20 protein-coding genes and 1 riboswitch are annotated in these 20,899 nt (G+C 46.8%); of the genes, 16 read left to right on the forward strand and 4 right to left on the reverse strand.

All coding sequences use genetic code 11. From position 1 onward, the window contains the following. Positions 1-129 precede the first annotated feature (129 nt). The 8 genes from HW560_RS10965 to HW560_RS11000 all read left to right on the forward strand — a co-directional run bounded on the left by HW560_RS10965 (position 130) and on the right by HW560_RS11000 (position 9,596). Entirely contained in the window at positions 130-2,109 is a 1,980-nt protein-coding gene (locus HW560_RS10965; protein WP_179263061.1) for a peptidoglycan D,D-transpeptidase FtsI family protein, read from the forward strand. A 245-nt stretch (positions 2,110-2,354) separates the two neighbouring features. Further along, positions 2,355-3,302, forward strand: a complete 948-nt coding sequence (locus HW560_RS10970; protein ID WP_179265774.1) for a metal ABC transporter solute-binding protein, Zn/Mn family — start codon at positions 2,355-2,357, stop codon at positions 3,300-3,302. Positions 3,303-3,333: 31 nt separating this feature from the next. Then, positions 3,334-4,155 (forward strand): metal ABC transporter ATP-binding protein, encoded by an 822-nt coding sequence (locus HW560_RS10975; RefSeq protein ID WP_257031841.1) that lies wholly within the window; start codon positions 3,334-3,336, stop codon positions 4,153-4,155. A 3-nt stretch (positions 4,156-4,158) separates the two neighbouring features. Beyond that, positions 4,159-5,118, forward strand: a complete 960-nt coding sequence (locus HW560_RS10980; RefSeq protein WP_090904531.1) for a metal ABC transporter permease — start codon at positions 4,159-4,161, stop codon at positions 5,116-5,118. After that, positions 5,118-5,990, forward strand: a complete 873-nt coding sequence (locus tag HW560_RS10985) for a metal ABC transporter permease (RefSeq protein ID WP_179263063.1) — start codon at positions 5,118-5,120, stop codon at positions 5,988-5,990. Before HW560_RS10980 ends, HW560_RS10985 begins: the two co-directional genes overlap by 1 nt. A 672-nt stretch (positions 5,991-6,662) precedes the next feature. After that, positions 6,663-7,412, forward strand: coding sequence for a Cof-type HAD-IIB family hydrolase (locus HW560_RS10990; protein WP_090904528.1), 750 nt, complete (start codon positions 6,663-6,665; stop codon positions 7,410-7,412). Between the two features lie 54 nt (positions 7,413-7,466). After that, on the forward strand, positions 7,467-7,907 hold the full coding sequence (locus HW560_RS10995) for a DUF456 domain-containing protein (RefSeq protein ID WP_090904586.1): 441 nt from the start codon (positions 7,467-7,469) through the stop codon (positions 7,905-7,907). A gap of 60 nt (positions 7,908-7,967) precedes the next feature. Beyond that, on the forward strand, positions 7,968-9,596 hold the full coding sequence (locus HW560_RS11000; RefSeq protein ID WP_090904527.1) for a putative polysaccharide biosynthesis protein: 1,629 nt from the start codon (positions 7,968-7,970) through the stop codon (positions 9,594-9,596). A gap of 151 nt (positions 9,597-9,747) precedes the next feature. Here HW560_RS11000 and HW560_RS11005 read toward each other — a convergent pair whose 3' ends face one another. Further along, positions 9,748-11,028 carry a DUF2515 family protein gene (locus HW560_RS11005; RefSeq protein ID WP_179263065.1) on the reverse strand — a complete coding sequence of 427 codons (1,281 nt, stop codon included), beginning with the start codon at positions 11,026-11,028 and terminating at the stop codon, positions 9,748-9,750. A 143-nt stretch (positions 11,029-11,171) separates the two neighbouring features. On the opposite strand from HW560_RS11005, the gene HW560_RS11010 reads away from it, so the two are divergent. From HW560_RS11010 to HW560_RS11035, 6 genes are all read left to right on the forward strand, one after another. Continuing rightward, positions 11,172-11,516, forward strand: a complete 345-nt coding sequence (locus HW560_RS11010; RefSeq protein WP_179263067.1) for a thioredoxin family protein — start codon at positions 11,172-11,174, stop codon at positions 11,514-11,516. Positions 11,517-11,811: 295 nt separating this feature from the next. Further along, a complete protein-coding gene (locus HW560_RS11015; protein ID WP_063566122.1) occupies positions 11,812-12,750 on the forward strand; it encodes a COX15/CtaA family protein in 939 nt (312 codons plus the stop codon). Between the two features lie 221 nt (positions 12,751-12,971). Next, complete coding sequence (locus tag HW560_RS11020; RefSeq protein WP_179263069.1) at positions 12,972-13,700, forward strand: Cthe_2314 family HEPN domain-containing protein; 729 nt, start codon at positions 12,972-12,974, stop codon at positions 13,698-13,700. A gap of 131 nt (positions 13,701-13,831) precedes the next feature. Continuing rightward, positions 13,832-13,973: riboswitch (SAM riboswitch) on the forward strand. Between the two features lie 126 nt (positions 13,974-14,099). Then, positions 14,100-15,134, forward strand: coding sequence for a methionine ABC transporter ATP-binding protein (locus HW560_RS11025; RefSeq protein ID WP_179263071.1), 1,035 nt, complete (start codon positions 14,100-14,102; stop codon positions 15,132-15,134). Next, positions 15,135-15,794: a methionine ABC transporter permease gene (locus tag HW560_RS11030; RefSeq protein ID WP_090904523.1), complete on the forward strand. Its 660-nt coding sequence runs from the start codon at positions 15,135-15,137 to the stop codon at positions 15,792-15,794. A gap of 80 nt (positions 15,795-15,874) precedes the next feature. After that, the gene (locus tag HW560_RS11035) at positions 15,875-16,711 is read left to right on the forward strand and encodes a MetQ/NlpA family ABC transporter substrate-binding protein (protein WP_072735490.1); all 837 of its coding nucleotides are present in this window, start codon (positions 15,875-15,877) and stop codon (positions 16,709-16,711) included. A gap of 168 nt (positions 16,712-16,879) precedes the next feature. Here the strand turns inward: HW560_RS11035 and HW560_RS11040 are convergent, their stop codons facing one another. Beyond that, complete coding sequence (locus tag HW560_RS11040) at positions 16,880-17,884, reverse strand: DUF2167 domain-containing protein (protein WP_179263073.1); 1,005 nt, start codon at positions 17,882-17,884, stop codon at positions 16,880-16,882. Positions 17,885-18,208: 324 nt separating this feature from the next. On the opposite strand from HW560_RS11040, the gene HW560_RS11045 reads away from it, so the two are divergent. After that, entirely contained in the window at positions 18,209-18,988 is a 780-nt protein-coding gene (locus HW560_RS11045) for an SDR family oxidoreductase (RefSeq protein WP_090904521.1), read from the forward strand. 68 nt (positions 18,989-19,056) lie between these two features. Here the strand turns inward: HW560_RS11045 and HW560_RS11050 are convergent, their stop codons facing one another. Continuing rightward, positions 19,057-19,302, reverse strand: coding sequence for a NifU family protein (locus tag HW560_RS11050; RefSeq protein ID WP_062324083.1), 246 nt, complete (start codon positions 19,300-19,302; stop codon positions 19,057-19,059). A gap of 81 nt (positions 19,303-19,383) precedes the next feature. On the opposite strand from HW560_RS11050, the gene HW560_RS11055 reads away from it, so the two are divergent. Continuing rightward, a complete protein-coding gene (locus HW560_RS11055; protein ID WP_063566116.1) occupies positions 19,384-19,638 on the forward strand; it encodes a YuzB family protein in 255 nt (84 codons plus the stop codon). Here HW560_RS11055 and HW560_RS11060 read toward each other — a convergent pair. After that, a complete protein-coding gene (locus tag HW560_RS11060) occupies positions 19,635-20,696 on the reverse strand; it encodes an NAD(P)/FAD-dependent oxidoreductase (RefSeq protein ID WP_076290910.1) in 1,062 nt (353 codons plus the stop codon). The two genes, HW560_RS11055 and HW560_RS11060, sit on opposite strands and share 4 nt — an antisense overlap. Positions 20,697-20,899: the final 203 nt, after the last annotated feature.

Raw genomic sequence — 20,899 nt, forward strand, 5'->3', positions numbered from 1 at the left:
CAAAAATTGAAAGACGTGACAGCTAACCTTTGGTAGACTTGGTTGAGTAAGGACTCAATATCGGATTGAACACGTGCACAATGCAGATAGAACATTATTTTTATAGAGGAACGGGAGAGACTTGAAAATATGTTTAACCGATTGAAGAAGAAACCCATGGCTGAGGGAGACACGCCAGTCAACAATCCGTCTAGTGTAAGAATGAATATGTTTTTTTTCGCTGCGTTTGTGATATTCAGTATCCTCATCTTCAGGTTGGCCTTTGTGCAATTTGTCGAGGGACCTGAACTTACGTATATGGAGACCAGCCGCAATACCAAAGATATTCCGCTCGCCCCTGTTCGTGGGCCAATCTATGATGCGACAGGTAAAGTCGCACTGGCCTATTCGGAGCCTGTGCAGTCTCTCTATGTATTGTTGTATGAGGATTATCGAAATGATGACCGCAAACAGGAAGCGCAGGAACTTGCTGATGAACTGGCGGCTGTATTTAAACAGTTTAATCCGGGGGACAAAGAACAACCCGATGCAGAAGAGATCATGAAGCGACTGGATCTGGATTATCAGAAGACTTTTGGGTATGTACCAAGGTTGGTTAAATCCGATTTAACAACCAAAGAGATTGCCTATTTTATGGAGAAAAAAGCAGAGTTTCCAGGCATTATGGTCCTTGAGGAAAATGTCCGAAGATACGATCCAGATGGGGTAGCCGTTCAAGTGATTGGATATACAAGAGAATTCAAACGAGTGCCAACTACGTTGAAGCAATATAAAACGATCTTGGAATCTAATTCAACTCAGCGTGACCCAGGTCTTGTATATAATCAGGAAGAGAAGGTTGGCTTTGATGGATTGGAGCTCCAATATCAAGAAGAGCTTCGGGGACGAAGCGGCTACCAGTCCATTGATATTGATGCACGCAATTTGCCAGACGGAACGATGAATCTGACCCCACCTGAAAAGGGGTATAGTCTAATTACAACCATTAACAAGGAAATTCAGATGGTTGCACAACAAGCCATTACAGATGAATTGAGGAAGTTGCCTAATGCCATTACAGGATATGCTGTGGCAATGGAAATCGATACAGGTAACGTAGTAGCGATGGCCAGCATGCCGGATTATGATCCAAATGATAAATGGGATTACGACAAAATAAAATATGTATTCCGCAACGGAACCGCGGAGTCTTTCCCTCCCAATGAATCGGGTAAAAAGGCTGAATCCGTTGTTTTGTTGGGTTCTGTTATTAAGCCACTTAGTGTACTAATTGGATTGAAAGAGGGTCTGTTCAGTACAGGCCAAACCTACTATGACCAAGGGTACGCTACTTTAGGGAAAGACGGGAGAAAGGTTAGGAATTCACACTCAGCATTTAACGGCTCTATTACGGCGAGAAGAGCAATTGAGAAATCTTCCAATGCTTTTATGATCGATATGGTGGGCAAGGGGCTTTATAACAAATATGGTGCGACCAAGGGTGTAAAAGTGTGGGACGAACATATGAAAGAGTTTGGTTTAGGCGTGTCTACAGGAGTGGATTTGCCGAAAGAGTATCTAGGTACACTAGAATACAATAGTGATAATGACGAATCAGGTTTGACAAGGCTAGCGTTTGCTTCATTTGGACAGCAAGCAAAGTATACAACGCTTCAACTTGCGCAATATACCACGATGCTTGCCAATAAGGGCAAACGGATGGAGCCTCATTTAGTAAAGGAAATCCGTGACGCCGAGGGCAATGTGGTCAAGAAAATCAAACCAAAAGTGTTAAACGAGGTTGATTTTGCCGATGCATACTGGAATGAAGTGCATAAGGGTATGGTCACCAAAGTAAGTTCGTTTGACGGTTTCCCCTACGATTATGCGAGAAAAACAGGAACCTCGGAGCAGGGAACAGGGCCGAACAAGAAGGAAAACGGTGTATTTATCGCATTTGCACCACGGGATAATCCCAAGCTGGCTATAGCTGTTGTTGTACCCGAAGGTGGCTTTGGCTCGGTCAGTGCATCTCCAATTGCACGTAAAATTTTCGATGCTTACGATGAAGTGTATGGCCTCGATGGGACCCCAAAAGGGAAGAAAGATCAGGGGAAAGATACGGAGTAACGTGAATGAAGCAGCGCAAAAGAAAAAGAACAGAAGATAAGTGGAAAAGAAAACAGGCTGATTAAATCGCCAATATACTCTTTTGGACAGGCATGGGAAATTATCCCTTGCCTTTTTATTTTTCATCGGCTAAAATTTGCACAAGGGAAACATTATTAGACGAGTATAAGTTTTGATACCTTGTACAACAAAATTAGGCATGGACAATTATGTTAGGAGAGGGAAAGGGGCGATTGGAATTGTTGATGGTGAAGATGAGGAGCATACAGAGAGGATTAATGACGCTGGCAGCTGTTGTTCTGGTTATTGTGCTAACAGCATGCTCAGGTTCAGCGGAAACAGGAGTCAGTGAAGGGAAGGTACAAGTCACAGCCACAACAGGCATGATTGCGGATGTAGCACGTGAGGTCGGCGGGGCATATGTTGATGTGACCGGGCTGATGGGCCCAGGGGTTGATCCTCACTTGTACAAGGCTTCGCAGGGAGATATTCGGAAGCTGGAGCAAGCAAAGGTCATTTTCTATAACGGATTGCATCTTGAAGGCAAAATGACAGACATCTTGGAGAAAATGTCCAAGAGCAAAATAGTAACGGCTGTCTCGGAGAACATTCCGGTGGAGGAATTGCGTTCAGGAAAAGATACAGGCGGAACGGAATACGATCCACATGTCTGGTTTGACGTCAGCCACTGGATGCATGCCGCAGAGGCGGTGCGCGATACACTTGTGGAAGCAGACCCGGAACATGCAGAAGAGTACAAGACCCAGGCAGAGCAATATTTAATGAAACTGGAGGCATTGGATTCCGAGGTGCGGGAAAAAATCCAGGAGATACCGGAAGCCAGCCGGGTATTGGTTACGGCGCATGATGCCTTTGGATACTTCGGCCAAGCTTATGACATGAAAGTAATGGGGCTTCAAGGAATCAGTACAGCAGCAGAGTATGGTGCGAGGGATGTCAGTGAGTTGCGAGATTACCTTGTAGAAAACAATATCAAAGCGGTATTTGTAGAATCCAGCGTACCAGCAAAAGCGATGGAAGCAATTATTGCCGGGGCAGCCGAAAAAGGACATACCGTAAGCATTGGTGGTGAACTGTTCTCGGATGCGATGGGTGCTGAGGGAACAGAAGAAGGAACGTATATCGGTATGATCCGCCATAACACTCAGACAATTGTAGAAGCATTAAAATGATAAACGATATAAAGAGAGGAGTGGACAGAGAATGAGCGATACCATTTTATCCGAAAAATCTCAACTACAGCCCAATGCCAACCATCTGAAGGGAACACAGCCTACATCAGCTCCTCTTAGTGTGCGGGATCTGGCGGTGGCTTACCATAAAAAGCCGGTGCTTAGTGGAGTATCTTTTGACATCCCGGAAGGTCAGCTGATTGGTATCCTTGGTCCAAACGGGGCTGGGAAATCCACCTTGATTAAAGCCGTTCTGGGACTAGTGCCCAAAATGCACGGCGAGGTTAAAATTTTTGGCCAGTCCTACCGAGAACAGCGTCGCCGCATCGGCTACGTACCACAGCGTGAATCTGTTGATTGGGATTTCCCGACTCACGCACTTGATGTTGTCATGATGGGGCGTTATGGACATCTGGGCTGGTTCCGCCGTCCAGGCAAAAAAGAACGGGATCTGGCAGCTCACTGCCTGGAGCAAGTGGGCATGGGTGATTATATGTACCGCCAGATCAGTCAGCTGTCCGGCGGACAGCAGCAGCGTGTCTTTCTGGCACGGGCACTGGTACAGGATGCGGAATTGTACTTTATGGATGAGCCGTTTGCAGGTGTGGATGCCACAACGGAAAAAGCTATCATTTCACTGTTGGAACAGTTGAAGAAGCAAGGAAAGACCGTACTGGTTGTTCACCATGATCTGGCGACAGTGGAGGAATATTTCGACCATGTGTTACTGCTTAATGGACGGCTGGTTGCAGGTGGACCCACGAATGAAGTATTTGTACCAGATACTTTGCAAGAAACGTACGGAGGCCGGATCGCGATGATTGGAAGCCGGTCGGAGAAAGGCCAGGTGTAGTGCATGTGGAACTGGATAGTAGCCATCTTGTCCGATCCCAATACACGCTGGATATTGCTTGGCTGCTTGTTACTCGGATTCAGTAGTGGAATTATTGGCTCTTTCACATTTTTGCGTCGTCAGAGTCTCATGGGAGATACGCTGGCTCATGCAGCTCTGCCAGGAATTTGTATCGCGTTTATGTTGACTGAAACCAAATCAGTAGGATTATTTCTGTTCGGTGCGCTCGTGGCTGGAATCATTGCAACCTTCGGTATTTCGTGGATCACACGGTATTCCCGGATCAAGCAGGATGCGGCGATGGGGATTGTGCTGACTGTATTTTTCGGTATTGGCGTAGTGATGCTTACCCGGATTCAGCATGGTGCAAGCGGAAGTCAGAGTGGACTGGATAAATATTTGTTTGGTCAGGCCGCATCCATGGTGATGACGGATGTGTATGTTATGGGCGGTGTCTGTGTTGTATTATTGATCGCTTGTCTGGCATGGTTCAAGGAATTCAAGCTGGTGAGTTTTGACCCGGGATTCGCACGCGGCATGGGACTGCCCGTTGGCATGCTGGAACAACTGATTCTGCTATTGACCGTTATTGCGGTTGTTGCAGGAATTCAGGCGGTAGGTGTGGTGCTTGTCGCCGCTTTGCTGGTGACCCCTGCGGCAGCAGCTCGCTGCTGGACGGACTCGCTCTCGCTTATGGTACTGTTGGCCGGCATATTTGGAGCACTGAGCGGTGCGACAGGTACAATCTTCAGTACCTTGGTGCCTAATCTGCCGACAGGGCCTGTAACGGTACTGGCAGCGACAGTGCTATTTGCGGGTTCCGCATTGCTTGCTCCACGACGTGGACTGCTGGCACGGCGCTTGCGAAGTATACAGGCTAAATCCGCTTATTTGAGAGAAGAGCATGCCACGCTCCAGACACTCTCTGCACAGCGGGCACAGCAGGAACGGGGTGAGTTATAATGGCAACGTTTTGGATTATATTGACGGCGATCCTGGTATCCTCCGCCTGCGCCATTCTTGGCTGTTTTCTCATATTAAGGCGGATGGCCCTGGTTGGTGATGCGATAAGTCATGCCGTTCTTCCGGGTATTGTGATTGCTTTCCTGTGGAGCGGCTCACGTGATTCGTTATGGATGCTGCTCGGCGCAACGGTATTTGGATTACTGACGGTGTTCTTCATTCAAAGCTTGCAGGCTGGTGGACTATCATCGGATGCTTCCATCGGAATAGTGTTTACGGCACTCTTCGCAGTGGGTGTCATTCTGATCAGTCTGAATGCACAGCATATCGATCTGGATCTGGACTGCGTGCTGTTCGGTGAGATCGCCTATGTCCAGTGGGATACCCTAACGCTTGGAGGGACGGATGTAGGCCCAAGGGCGGTCTGGATGCTGGGCATCACCTTGCTGGTCATCCTCCTTGTCATCGGTTTGTTCTACAAGCAGTTCAAGTTGTGTGCTTTTGATCCGGCGTTGGCTGCGGCTTGTGGCATTCCGGTGGTACTGTTCCACTATCTGCTTATGGGGCTCGTTTCCATGACATCGGTGGCTTCATTTGAAAGTGTAGGGTCCATCCTCGTGGTAGGCATGCTGATTGTACCTGCAGCGACGGCGTACTTACTCACGGATCGATTGGGCAAAATGATTCTGTACAGCGTGCTCGTAGGAGCGGCTTCCTCGGTTGGAGGTTACATCATGGCTTATGCGCTGGATGCTTCCATTGCAGGTTGCATGGTAGCCGTAGCAGGAATTCTGTTTGTTCTGGCCCTGCTGCTGTCTCCAAAGCATGGTATTGTCTTCCGTTATGCTCGTCGCAAATTCGCGGCACGTTAATGGATAAAAAAGTAGCAGCCGCCTGCATTGCAGGCGGTTTTTTCATGGATACAGGTAAGTTTTATCTTATACCAGACTTTTACACGAATTGGAACAGTCGCCTGTTACTATGTTGCAAAGGTTCGCCCGCTTCGCGGGTTACTTTGTTGCAGGCAGACGATCTGTGGTAAAATGTCGTTAGCTGTGACGTCCGGAGCATCCGCCTACGCGGATGCCGGGCGATCTTTTTGTGAGAGTATGTTGAATAGATATAAAGAGCATATAAGTTGAACTGGAGATACATTGAAAAACGGAGTGGACAGAAGGGACCTGAAGAAGCGATTACTTGGTTTTATAAATTTTGTTTTTCCAAACAGGTATATTGGGTTTTATAAATAACAGGCGTAGTGGAGGGAACGGAATCGATCTGAAGAAGCGAAGCGTTCGCCTTTGTATCCAAATTACAACTATTAGAAAGTTGGTTCAAGAAAATTTGGATACAACAGCGATCGGAAGACGATCCGTCCCCGTAACGTTCACCCTGCAGACCCTTAGGAATACCAATGTTGTAGCTATAAAGGAAATATATAAAATCAAAGATAACAGCGATCGAAAGGTTTTCTGGCCACTTAGTGTCTAGATGTATATCCATGAGTTCAACTTGGAGAGAGACAACTGAGGAGGAAATACGGCATGAGTGAACTAAAATACAAATTGCTTGCATTGGATATGGATGGAACGCTGCTTAACGATAATCATGAAATCACACAGGAAACCGCCAAATGGATTCAGATTGCCATTCGTCGAGGAGTGCATGTGTGCCTTTCGACAGGAAGAGCTGTTTTTCATGCGATGCCTTATGCGGTACAGCTTGGGCTTGAGACCCCGATGATAACGGTCAATGGCAGTGAAGTCTGGAAAGCTCCGCATGATCTGCACATGCGTCATCTGATGGACCCGGCATTGATCCGCAAAATGCAGGAGATTGGCGAAAAATATAATAGCTGGTACTGGGCATACTCCGTGGAAGAGCTGTTCAACCGTGATCGCTGGACGGACAATATTGAAGGTCTGGAATGGCTGAAATTCGGATTCAATACTGAAGTGGATGAAGTGCGTCACCAGATTATGATGGAGCTGCAGCAAATGGGCGGCTTGCAAATGACGAACTCCTCACCTGTTAATATTGAGATTAACCCTGGTGGAGTATCCAAAGCTAGCGGTGTAGCTGAAGTCTGCAAGCTGCTGGGCATAGAGATGTCCGAAGTGGTTGCTGTTGGAGACAGCTTGAATGATCTGGCTGTTATTGAAGCTGTGGGTCTTGGTGTTGCCATGGGCAACGCGCAGGAGCAGGTGAAGGAAGCGGCTGACCTGATCGTAGCGAGCAACAACGAAGATGGCATTGTCGAAGTCATCCGTGATTATATTTTGAAGGGGGAATAACCTTTGCTCGCAACCGTTGGCTGGATTTTAATTGTACTGCTGTTTGCGGTGGGGATGGCTGGAACGGTATATCCCATACTGCCTGGTGCTATAGCGATTTTCTTCGCGTTTCTGGTCTATGGCTGGTTCTTCAGCTTTGATCCGTTTGGTGTATGGTTCTGGATTATTCAGATTTTGATCGTAGTGGTACTGTTTGTGGCTGATTATGTCGTCAGTGCCTGGGGTGTGAAGAAATTCGGCGGTTCCAAATTATCGACGACTCTCAGTACAATTGGTGTCATCATTGGCCCATTCGTCATTCCGGCCTTCGGACTCGTACTGGGGCCATTTATCGGTGCGTTTATCGGGGAACTGATCGGAGGGTCTTCACCTGCGAAAGCTTCTAAAGTCGGATTTGGTTCCGTGGTGGGGCTATTTACTAGCACCGTTATGAAAATTATTTTGCAAATCGTCATGATTGTTCTGTTTATTATCTGGGTGGTAAGATTCGCATAGACGTTAGGGAACGGCTTCATCTGGATGCACGTCGGTGTGGGGGAAAGAAGGGGAATTGGCTTGTCTAAGAAGGAAACATTCATTAGGGGTACGCTCATCTTGGCGGCAGCTGCGCTGATTGCGAGGGTACTCGGATTGGTTCAACGGGTGCCGCTGGAGCATATCCTCGGCGATATCGGTAACGCATCGTTTACCATCTCCAATACGGTATATTTAATGCTATTAACTGTAGCTACAGCAGGCATACCAAGTACACTGAGTAAAATGGTGTCGGAACGATATGCGCTGGGGCGCGCAGGTGAAGCACAACAAATCTACCGTGCAGCCCTGATCTTTGCGGCTGTAGCCGGGGTAATCATGTCTGCTTTATTGTGGTTCGCAGCACCTTATTATGCGACGTACGTATCCAAAGTACCGGAATCGGTGAGCGCCATTCGGGCCTTGGCACCAGCGCTGCTGCTCTTCCCAGCCATCGCAATGATGCGTGGATATTTCCAGGGTCGCGGCAATATGACAGCAGGCGGCATTTCACAGATTGTGGAGCAGTTTGCACGTGTAGGTACAGCGATTATCGTGGCGTTTGTGATGCTGCAATGGAATTATGATGATCAAACCATTGCGGCAGGGGCTTCATTTGGGGGCGTATTCGGAAGTATTGGCGCTTTTGCTGTCATGTTGTACTTCACCTTGAAGCTTCGCAAAAATGACCGTGCTGCGCAATTGAATTATGAGCGTGCGGAGCAATTGCCCATGCGGGGCATTTACAGTGATATTTTCAAACTTTCGATTCCAATCGTATTATCTTCACTCGCTGTTCCGGCAATTAACTTTATCGATTCATCGTTGGTAGTTCCACTGCTTAGCGGACGAATCGGACTGGAAGAAGCGACAGGAGTTCTTGCCATTCTTGGTGCCAAGGCCCAAAGTATTGCAGGCATTCCTCCGATTCTGGCTATCGCACTGAGTCAGTCGCTTGTGCCCGTCATTTCGGCAGCTTTTGCACGCAAGGATGAAGTTCATCTGAAAAATCAGGTGACGCTTGCTTTGCGCATTTCGATTCTGACAGGAATGCCAATCGTTATCGCTCTATGTGCGGCGGCATATTCCGTTAATGGTTTGCTGTTTACCAGCCCAGACGGAACACCGATCATTACATTGCTGACGTTCGGTACCATTTTCCAAATTACAATGATGACCACCAACTCCATTTTGCTTGGGGTAGGTAAACCACGGATTACAATGATCAGTGTAGCTGCGGGTATTGTGGTCAAACTCATAGCGAGTTTAATCCTGGCTCCGATTTTTGGCATCTACGGCATCATTATTGCGACAGCATTGTGTTTCCTGGTTATTACGTACCTCAATCTGCGGGTACTTCGAAAAATTGTTGATTTCTCGATCATGGGTGATCGCTGGAAAGGATTTATCATTACCGTACTGCTTGCAGCAGGTGTTGGTTTTGCGGCGAACTGGGCTGGCAACTCCATCTTTGATCTATTCCTGCCAGCACGTGTATCTTACCTTGTGACCTGTCTGTTTGTGGGGGCGCTTGTGGTTGTCGTGTACCTGGTGCTCATGGTTGTTCTACGTGTACTTCGACAAGACGAGCTGGGCAGTTACCCTCGTATTTTGCAAAAAATACTCCGCCCACTTATGCGTCTACAACGTGGAGCCGGGCAGCGTGGATAATCGATTTAACACACAATACACACTTCGTTATATTTGTTGAAAAATAAGTACAAGCTCTGTCTGCTTTCATAGCGGACAGGGCTTTTTTGTAAAATCTATATAAAGGTAGTCCATTATAGACTTCTAGACATTCCCTGGTAAGGCTCTATCCTTAATGCGTTAAGGTTTTGGCATCATGGGCCAATGCCGTTTTCAGCATGCCATACCGATGCTCATGACTCATCTCAAACAGCCAGGGGCGGCGCGGGATCGTGAGATGACCGAGGCAATCGCGATTTTGCAGCCAATCCTGCCTGGTAATCGGTTCATACGGAGTATCACCCCATACGGCCAGCAATTCTGGACTATATAACCGTTGTCCTTCCGCTAACCATTCTTGGTGCAGCAGCTCGTGACTATAGAGCTCAGCTTCTCCGGCTTCATCTTTATGTGCGGTGAACAGACCAGGCCAGTATTCAGCACGTGAGCCACGGTGGGGAACCGAGCGTGCAAACTCCAATACTTGTGTGTACACTTGTTCCACTCCAAACAGCATCGCATATAAGCCCTTGCCAAACATTATCCGCTCATCCAGCTTGCCAAAATGTTCAATAACCCGGCCTGCAAGACCTTTTTCCCGTCCGAGTGGAAATACGATATGATTCAGCCCAGCCAGATTATGCAGATGAAATGCGGGTTTGGACAGCACTTGTTTTTGAAAATAGGGATGCTGCACGACCCGGCTCTCAATATAGTTCTGCTCATTAATAATTAAGGCCACACTAAGCAGCGAGCTGCATCGCTCCAGCCAAAATCGTTCCCAAAATGGCGTCATGAACGCCGATACATGAAAATGGGACAACAAATGGAAACAGCTCCGGCCGATCCGCCGGCTATTCATATATAACAGAAGCTGGGGATAAGCATCCTGGAAAATGAGGGCATTGCATCGCTCCAGTAGTCGATACATGTGCTCACGGTCTGTTTGATTTTGCAGATTATGCATAAGGTCACTCTGAAGATCGGTCATGTGATATCCGCCGTTGCGGGATACCATATGGGCCAGCAGGGCCCAATGCAGCTCTGGATACTGTTCGTAACATTCCAGGTATGCTGCTGTGCGAGTGATGTTACTCCGGTTGTTTTCCTGCGTTAATGTTTTGATCTCTTCCAGAATAATGCAGTCCTCTTCACAGACCAGTGCACTGAGCGTATTTCGGGCAAAAGAACTTTCGTTTCCAGGCAATAGGCGCTCCACATCAGCTTGTAAGGTAGCAGCCATGTCAGAGTCCCAAGCCATATCACGCAAAGGATGACGAAGCTGTGCAGAGGCCTGCCAAGCCGCCTGTTTACCCCTCCATACTTCACGGGCGGCACCTGGGATGGACCGGACCATCTGCAATATCGACCCGTGATGGGCAGATTCGGAGGAATCCGTTTTAACGGAAGTCATGACATGACCTCCTTTCCTGATAATCTGATTATTGTTTTAGTTTAACAAGCTGTTGATATCAGTATGCGCCGAATATTTGACTTCCACTCCGCAATTTGCTTCACTAAGAGGATAAGACAAGGTATAGAAAGGAAGATGTTGTGATGGAAAAGATTACATCGAAATCGGAATTTGATGTGGCAATCCAATCTCCGCGTTTGACTGTAGCTGTATTTAAGGCAGATTGGTGTGGTGATTGCAAGTACATCGATCCGTTTATGCCTGAAGTTGAAGAGAAGTTTGCTCGTGAGCTGAAGTTGATTGAGGTCGACGTAGATCAGGTGGGTACAGTGAGCGAAGAGCAAAATATTCTGGGTATCCCCAGCTTTGTAGCTTACACGGATGGCCGGGAACTCGTTCGTTATGTGAACAAACTGCGCAAGTCGAGAGAAGAGATTGAGCAATTCCTGCAGCGTGCAGTTGAGGTGTATAACACGATTCATAAATAAAGCATGACAGGTTCACCATGTTAAAGGTTATAATTAAAGGAACGCCATTTCTCTTGAAATAGGGAAGTGGCGTTTGTATTTTTAACATTTTTCGGGGAAGCTAATGACGTACATAGCCTTGATCAATGGAGGGTCAACTTTTCGACAGACGTTAACATTTTGTCACAAAGCGCGGGCGTCAATGACACATTTATCCGGTATAATGAATTTAGTTGTGAAATAAGTGTCAAAGTACCGAATCAAGCGGAGGATGTAGTTCTTCGCCATCTTAAACCAACAGCGGGTGAGAAAAAAATTGAAGCACTTAACCTTGTTTAAATGGTTAACCGTATTAACCTGTCTTGTCATGTTTCTGGCCACATTTGGCGGAGGCGTTGTAACCCGAACGGAATCGGGCCTCGGCTGCGGTGCAGAATGGCCTTTATGTAACGGAAAACTTGTGCCTGCACACACGGTTGCCTCACTTATTGAATTTTCCCATCGCGCCGTTAGCGCACTGGCAGGACTGTTGTCCATAGCCTCTTTTGTAGCATTTTTGCGGTTTGGCAAATCACGCCGTGATCTGCAGTTGTTTTCATTGTTAACGCTGATATTTGTGATTGTCCAGGGAATCATGGGGGCTTTTGCCGTCGTATTCTCCCAATCTTCCGCAGTCATGGCACTGCATTTCGGGTTTGCCTTAATCGCTTTTGCCAGCTCCTTGATGATGGCGCTTGGTATTCGGCAGGAGGCTCGCCATGGTGGATTGGAACGACTGAATCGATATCCGCGAGTCAGCAAAGGGTTCCGAAATCTGGTATGGTTTTCCACGATCTATACGTACCTCGTGGTATATACTGGAGCATTTGTGAGCCATACGGATTCTGCTGGAGGCTGTTCAGGCTTTCCGCTCTGTAACGGGCAGATTATTCCTGAGCTCTCGGGAGGCGTAGCTGTTGCTTTTGCTCACCGGGTGGCGGCTGTTTCATTAGTAATCGTCATTGCAATTCTCGGCCATTTTGCGTATCGCAAACATCCGGATAACACGGAATTAAGAGCGCTCGGCGTCATTTCTGTTGTACTGGTTTTATTGCAAGTGGTCATTGGTTTTGGACTGATGCTCACGATGAACCGTCCGGAAGTGTATATGTTCGTGGCGCTGGCGCATATGCTGGATATTGCCATTTTGTTCGGCGTATTAACTTATATGAGTTTCCTGGTGTATAAGCTGCATCGGCCCGTTAACCGGTTCTAATCTATATCCGAATTATTGTAGTTCAGGGGATGAATCCAGTGAAGTTCACCATCCGATGATGTACATCATTGGACAGGTGAACTTTGTTTGATGTCAGGCGTGTCAGGGCACCCTATTGTAAGCAGCGGTCATACGTTTACTCTGATTCCGATTTTGTTTAATATGATGAATTATTATTATTATTATTTTATGATCTGCAGAGTGGAAAGAGGAGGCTATATATGCTGCGAACGTTGCTGGGTGAAAAGCCACGTAAGAACGAAGGCATACTTAAGGACGCGATGGAGGCGATGGCGGATACGCTTGAGCTATTTCAGCGACAGATGCATGTGGACCATGATCCTACCCATGATTTTCGTAAACTGTATATATGGACCCAGGGACTGATCTCTTCGCTGGATGAACTGGAGCAAAGCTGTTTTGCAGCTTCCCATTTCCGTCAGAAAGTCAAAGCGGGCTCTACGGATGATATGACATTACCAGAAAAAGCAGAGTATGCCCGTTACGTCTATTTCTATAAGGATGGCTTCATCCGATGTTTTGCCATTCTGGATAAGTTAGGTACAGTGTTGAATGAAATGTTTGAGCTGAACACAACCAATGTTAAAACACATTATTCTTACTTTACCGTATTAAGACAGTTCGGATATGACAAGCAGCATTATGTTCTTGCCAACGAACTCATCCAGATTAAAGATTCCTACCGTGAGCCAATGAGCAAATTACGTAAACGACGAAACATGGAGATTCATTACATGAATTCCGAAATGCAGGATGATCTGTGGCAGCTACACCAAACTTTGCAGGGGAAAGTGAAGCTGGAGGACCTGGATCAGCATCTTTTGGAACTCCGCGAGGGCGTAGACATGGTATGTAAGACGTTAAAAGCAGCGTACGGCTACATCAACAAGAAGTGGCATAAGCAGGGAGTGGCTCAACCGCCAAAGTGATTTGAATTGTAATATTTGCCTTTGACAAATCGGAATACTTGGATTATACTGAGTTCCTGATTGACAGTTAGATGGAATTAACATTTATGACATTAACATTATAACTACTACTGAACTTATAAATTAAATATTTCTTATCGAGAGCGGCGGAGGGACAGGCCCGATGAAGCCCGGCAACCGATTTATAACTGCATGACAGCTGTGTCATACTTTATAGATGTTAGGTGCTAATTCCTACAAAATGGTGCAGGGCACGATTTTGGCAGATGAGAAGGTATAATCTTTCACGTGAAGAGCCCTTTTTGTTTCTGCAAAAGGGCTCTTTTTTTGTACGATGAAGGGGAGTTTTCCTTTCATTCGGGTAAAGATACATGTAGGCAGTGGGAAGGAGCAGTAATTTTGATTGAATTAAAAGGTTTAACCAAGACGTACGGTAAAGGTTCAAAAAGTACGACGGCCTTATCGGAACTAAATTTGAATATCCGCAAGGGTGAAATATTTGGAGTTATCGGTCATTCCGGTGCAGGCAAGAGTACATTGATCCGTTGTATCAATTTGCTCGAACGCCCCACGGCAGGCGAGGTTTGGGTTGATGGTATCAACCTAACCGATCTCAATAAGTCCGATTTGCAACAACAACGGCGTAAGATCGGCATGATTTTTCAACACTTTAATCTGTTATCCTCAGCTACGGTATATGATAATGTGGCTTTTCCTTTGAAGCTCGTTAATACGCCCAAGGCTGCCATTGATCGGAAAGTGAAGGAAATGCTCGCATTGGTTGGGCTGGAGGACCACAGCAATAAATATCCGGCCCAGCTGTCAGGCGGACAGAAGCAAAGGGTCGGTATTGCGAGAGCACTCGCGAGTGATCCGAACGTGCTGTTGTGTGATGAGGCCACATCGGCACTTGATCCCCAGACAACCGATTCGATTCTGAAGTTATTGCTGGATATCAATGAAAAGTACAACCTCACGATTGTGCTAATCACCCATGAGATGCACGTGATCCAGAATATCTGTGATCAGGTGGCGGTTATCCATCAGGGAGGCATCGTGGAGCAAGGGCCGGTGACGGAAGTATTCCTCAAGCCACAGCATGCCATTACGCGTGACTTTATAATGCGGGACCATGAGGTTGGAATTGCATTGGAAGAGACCGCTCTGGCGAGTGCAGATGTCTCATTACAGACGGACGGAGCTTCTAAGCTTGTGAAAATATCCTTCCTGGGCAATAAAACCTATGAGGCGATTTTGTCCAGAACGGTTCGTAAAACAGGAGTGGATTTCGCCATTTTGCAAGGCACCATTTCAACCATCAAACAAGTTCCCTATGGACAGCTGACCGTTCGGTTCGAGGGACAGTCAGATGAGATTAATCTCACCATTAAAGAGTTAGTGGATCAGGGACTTGATGTGGAGGTGCTTCGTTAAATGGATTTTTCAACGGTACGTTGGGAAGAAATCGGTAAGGCTTCGATTGAAACACTGCAAATCCTGGGAGCATCGGGCTTGTTCACGATCATCATTGGTCTGCCGCTAGGCGTATTGCTGTTTATGACGGCAAGGTCGGCTTCGATCCAGTCCCAAGTGGTGTACACGATATTATCGTTCATTGTAAACATTCTGCGCTCAGTGCCATTTATCATTTTGATTGTTGCACTCATTCCGTTTACGCGTTCACTGGTCGGCACAGCTACAGGAGTGCTGGGTGTCATACCACCGCTCGTCATTGCCGCAGCTCCATACTTTGCCCGATTGGTGGAAACTACACTGCGTGAAGTGGATCGTGGCGTCATTGAAGCGGCACAGGCGATGGGCGCTTCAACCGGACAGATTGTACGGCGCGTACTTCTGCCAGAGGCATTGCCGGGTCTGTTAGCCGGGATCACCATTACAATCGTTACCCTTGTTTCCTACACGGCGATGGCGGGAATGGTTGGTGGTGGAGGTCTGGGAACATTGGCAATCAACTATGGATACTTCCGTTATCAGTATGAAATTATGATTATATCCGTTGTATTTATGGTCATTCTGGTGCAAGTGCTTCAGATGGCTGGCGATCGTTTGGTTAAATGGTTCACCAGGAAATAACACATATATAGCATTTGCCTGATTCGGTATCGACTTGGTGCAAAATGCAAAAAAAATTTATTGGAGAAGGGGTTTTACACATGAAAAAATGGTCTTTTGCTCTACTTAGCATTATGCTGATCGCGGTTCTTGCGGCTTGCGGAAACAACAAGGATTCCGACAGCGGCGCTGACAATGCTGGAGGCGCACCGCGCACCGTAGAATTGAAAGTGGGAGCATCACCAACACCACATGCTGAAATTTTGGAAAGCATCAAGCCTGAACTTGAAGCTGAAGGCATTCGCTTGCAAATCGTGACTTTCAATGATTATGTTCAACCTAACCAACAGCTTGAAGATAAACAACTGGATGCGAACTTTTTCCAACACCAGCCTTACCTGGATACAGAGAACAAAGAACGTGGTTTCCACCTCGTTGCTGTAACACCTGTGCATGTTGAGCCATTTGCTGGCTATTCCAAAAAAATTAAATCATTGGATGAGTTGAAAGACGGCGCAAAAGTAGCCATTCCTAATGACCCATCAAACGGCGGTCGTGGACTGTTGTTGCTTGCAAAAGAAGGACTTATCACGCTGAAAGACAACACAAATATCACTTCTACGATTCAGGATATTACAGCTAATCCGAAAAACCTGAATATCATCGAGCTGGATGCAGCCATGATGCCTCGTCAACTGGATGAAGCAGACCTGGTATTCATCAACGCCAACTACGCGCTGGAAGCCAATCTGAACCCAGAGAAGGATGCGCTGTTGATTGAGGACCTGCAAGGTAACCCTTATGCAAACATCCTCGTATCTCGTGAAGATAACAAAGATGCAGATGCTATCCAAAAACTGGCTGCAGCTCTGCATTCCGAAGAAGTTAAAACATTCATCAAAGATCGTTATCAAGGTGCTGTAGAACCTGCGTTTTAAGCTGAACGATTAAGCTGAAAATACATTGTATACTCGGCTCCACATGTTATGGAACTACTAAAGAAAGCCCTGCATTCTCTTTATGGAGAATACGGGGCTTTTTGTTGTGTACATCATATTAAAGAGTGCTTCGATGTAAGAGCACTTTAAGTACGTTACTTATAAGCTTTAATGTTTATTCGGATTCGGATCAGTATCCGAACGTCCATCTGTCTGTTGGCTATCAGAATGTGTGGACTCCTGTCCAGCAGCATGCTGTTGGTAAGCTTCTTCAGCAGGAGAAAGCGAACTCTGATCTTCTGGGTCAGCATCCTTTTTGCGGCCGGTCAGCTTGCGACGAATCCATCCGAATGCACCAACAATAGCGGCCACGATGACAAACCATCCTTTTTTGAGCAAAAGCAATAATCCAACTTTCTTAGCTACAGCTACACCAGCACCACCGAGAATCAGACTGGTCAGGCCGAGTTCTGATTTTTTGTCTATCGATGCATCAAACTCTTCATAGGTGTTTCCTTTGGTCACGTTGAGTTGGTTAAGCACGGAGCTTTCAAACTGTTTACGGTTTTCTTCAAAATTGGCACTATCCGTAACAAGGATAACACCGATGTATCCCTCGCGGGTGAGTACATTCACATTGTAATTGACGAGTTTTTCCCGCTCTGCATCCTCAAGGCCAAGAGAATAGATCAATTGATGTTTGGTGCTGTCATAGGCGGGCTCAATCTCCCACCCAGTGATAAACAGCTGATTTTCGGGTGATGTTTTCTCATTTTGTTCTTCTGTTCCTCTTTTGTAGCTATCGAGCAGTTCATCGGCGTCCAGATCGTCTTTCTCACTGTCGTCGACATGACCGGTATCGTTATATTCAAAGATCACATACCAGTTAGAGTTTTCGCCGGCGCCATAGATACTTCCAATTTCCGTTCCATTGGGGAAGGAGTCGGTGTCCTCCAGAAACCTTTGGGTGTTAGCTGCATCGAGATAGGATAGGTTTTCGGCTACGGTTAATGTTGCTTTGTTATCAAGTACTACGTTTGAAGGCCCGTCAATCCATTGATAATCTTCGGTGGAGCTATTGCTTTCACTTTCTGCAGATACTGTGGTCGAGTATGGACCTTGAAATGAGGCGATAAGCAAAATTGTGAGTAGAGAGGCTAACCATCTTTTCATTTACGCTATATTCCTTTCGAAGGTGTCATGCAATGTTGTCATTTACATGAACATATGTATTGTGTCGTTATATTCATAAGAAAATAAGGACTTATCGACATTAACATAGGCATCCGGACCAGACAAGGGAATTCTGGAGATAAAGGGTAAATTTTACTCCGAAAGACCTAATTCATTTTATTTTAGTTGTTTGAAAGCTGAGTATTTAGTCCTTAATTTACACTCTTTTGCAAATGGTACAGATTGGTGGGAAACGCGAGTTGTGGGGGGATGATAAATCTTTTATACTGGATGAGTGACTGCTCTTTGAAGAGGGGGATGAACGTGAAGGGAAAGATTGCCCTCATAACGGGAAGTGCCAAAGGTCTTGGTAAAATGACGGCCCTCAGTCTGGCGGATCAGGGTTGCCATATTGCGCTGAATTACGTACATAGTCGTACGGAAGCTGAGGCGTTAGAGGCTCAGATCGTAGCCAAGGGTGTGCGGTGTATTGCCGTCCAGGCCGATATTTCCAAGACAGAAGAGATCACCATGCTGGTTGCAACGGTTGAAGAGAAACTGGGCAGCATTGATATTCTCGTGAACAACGCGGGTCCTTTTGTCCGTGAACGTCGACTGTTTGCCGAGTATTCCGTAGATGAGGTTCAGATGCTTGTGCAAGGAAACCTGCTTGGACCGATGTTGCTGGATCAGCGTGTATTGCCGGAGATGCGGCGCAAGCAGTGGGGACGAATTATCCACTTTGGCTTCAGTCATGCGGGAGAAGCGAGGTCATGGCCTCATCGGGCGGTTTATGCAGCTGCGAAGGTAGGTCTGGTTTCATTTACAAAGACACTTGCTGTGGAGGAAGCTCCCTACGGCATTACGGTTAATATGGTCTGTCCAGGTGATATTCGCGGTGCTAACAAAGAGAAAACGATTGATGAGATGGCAGGTATAACCGACGAGGAAACGCCGAGAGGACGTCCTGGAAGCGGTGAAGATATTGCGCGGGTGATTACTTATCTGTGTCTGGATCATTCCGATTTTATAACCGGTAACATTATGGATGTATCTGGAGGACTTGATCCGATTCGTCCTAACATACAGCGTGAGGATGCATAGCACAAAAAAAGAGCCCTCCGCTTCAGGTGAAGCGAAAGGCTCTTGAGGTTTATTTCGTGAAGGATTGATTAGAATACTTGTACGACTTCTTCGACACCGTCAACTTCTTCAAGAAGGGCACGTTCAATCCCGGCTTTTAAGGTAATGGTGGAGCTTGGGCAGCTGCCGCAGGCACCGACCAGTTTCAGCTTAACGATGCCATCCTCTACGTCGACCAGTTCCACGTCACCGCCATCGCGTTGCAGGAACGGACGAAGTTTGTCAAGCACGTCAGATACCTCATCATACATGGTGCTTTGTGCGTTTTCGCTCATTTTTTTTCAACTCCTTTCCTCACTATATTATATTACAAATGGCCATAAATTAAAATGGTCAAACAAAGCAGGTGAACCTACATGAGACCGATTATTGAATTTTGTGCCAATAATATGCATTTTGGCACAGATGAAGTCATGGATCAACTGGAAGAAAATCCAGACTATGATGTGATAGAATACGGCTGCCTCAGCAATTGCGGCCAATGTTACATGACTCCATTTGCACTGGTGAATGGCGAGTTAGTCATCACTGATAAAGTGGAGGATTTATATAACGCCATTTTGGCCAAAATTGCCGAAGCCGATGCCTGGGATGAGTTGGATCTCGATTAACCGAGATGACGCTTGGACATCCAGAGCACGCCGCTTTTTAAAATACGTGGCACACGTCCCATCATGGACGTCTTGCCCATCAGCCCAAATCCAGCCTTCTTGCCGAGTGCACCGAGTGTGCCACGAAGCTTGAGCGGCTGCGGATTGGGCTTTTCGCCTTTCCAGAGGGCATGCTGAATATGGGCGATTTGTTCACCCTGTACTTCGGCAGCCTGACCGCTTGGTGCATAAGGCACGCTGGCGCAATCACCTACTACATAGACATCGGTATATTCCGGAATTTGATAATATTCGTTCAGTACGACACGACCTTGTGGATCCTTGGTCACATCGAGATCCTGTACGACTTTTACGGGCTGAATTCCGGCAGTCCAGACTACCGCATCCGTTAGAATTTCTTCATCTCGGTTGAAAATGGCGTTTGGTTCAAGTCGGGAAATGGCAATATGCCCACGTGTCTCGACCTGATGTTCGCCGAACCATTCATGAACATAAGCAGACAAGCGCTGCGGAAAAGCGGATAATACACGTTCACCACGGTCCAGGATGCTGATGTTCAGGTCCGGTCTGCTCTCACGAAGCTCGGCAGCCATCTCGACGCCGCTCAATCCACCGCCGACGATATGCACATTACCGTAAGCTTTAACTTCGTTAAGACGAAGGTAGGTTTCCCGTGTTTTGCTGAAGCTTTGAATTGTACAGCTATATTCCTCGGCTCCCGGCGTATTGTGGAATCGGTCTGTACATCCAAGTCCAATTACGAGCTTGTCATACTCCAACGGGTCCTGGCCTTCAAATTCAATCTGACGCTGTTCCAAGTCGATCGAAGTTACTTCTCCGTAACGATAAGTGACTTTGTCACTAACTGGAAATTGGATACGCAGGTCATAATCGGATACGGTCCCTGCGGCGAGTGCGTAATATTCAGTTTTCAATCCTTGGAAGGGACTGCGGTCCACCAACACGATTTGTGTATCTGACGGGATCTTGCCTTCCAGAAGTTCCTTGATGATCGTGAGGCCACCGTAGCCGCCTCCGAGAATGACGAAATTTTTCATGACTCGGCTTCCTTTCTGCATCAGTCCCGTGTGAACGGGGCTGTAACCTGTGGAGCAGCTATGCAATAACATAGCTGCTCCTGTTTTTTAATCTGGATTTGAAATAATTGAAAATAGGCATTTAAAATTACAGATATGCTTCAGCAATCTGCACCACTCCATGCCAAACGCTCCCGGGTAGAATGAAAGTCGCTTATGGGAAT

Origin of the sequence: Paenibacillus sp. E222, from assembly GCF_013401555.1 — a bacterium.
Taxonomy (GTDB): Bacteria; Bacillota; Bacilli; order Paenibacillales; family Paenibacillaceae; genus Paenibacillus.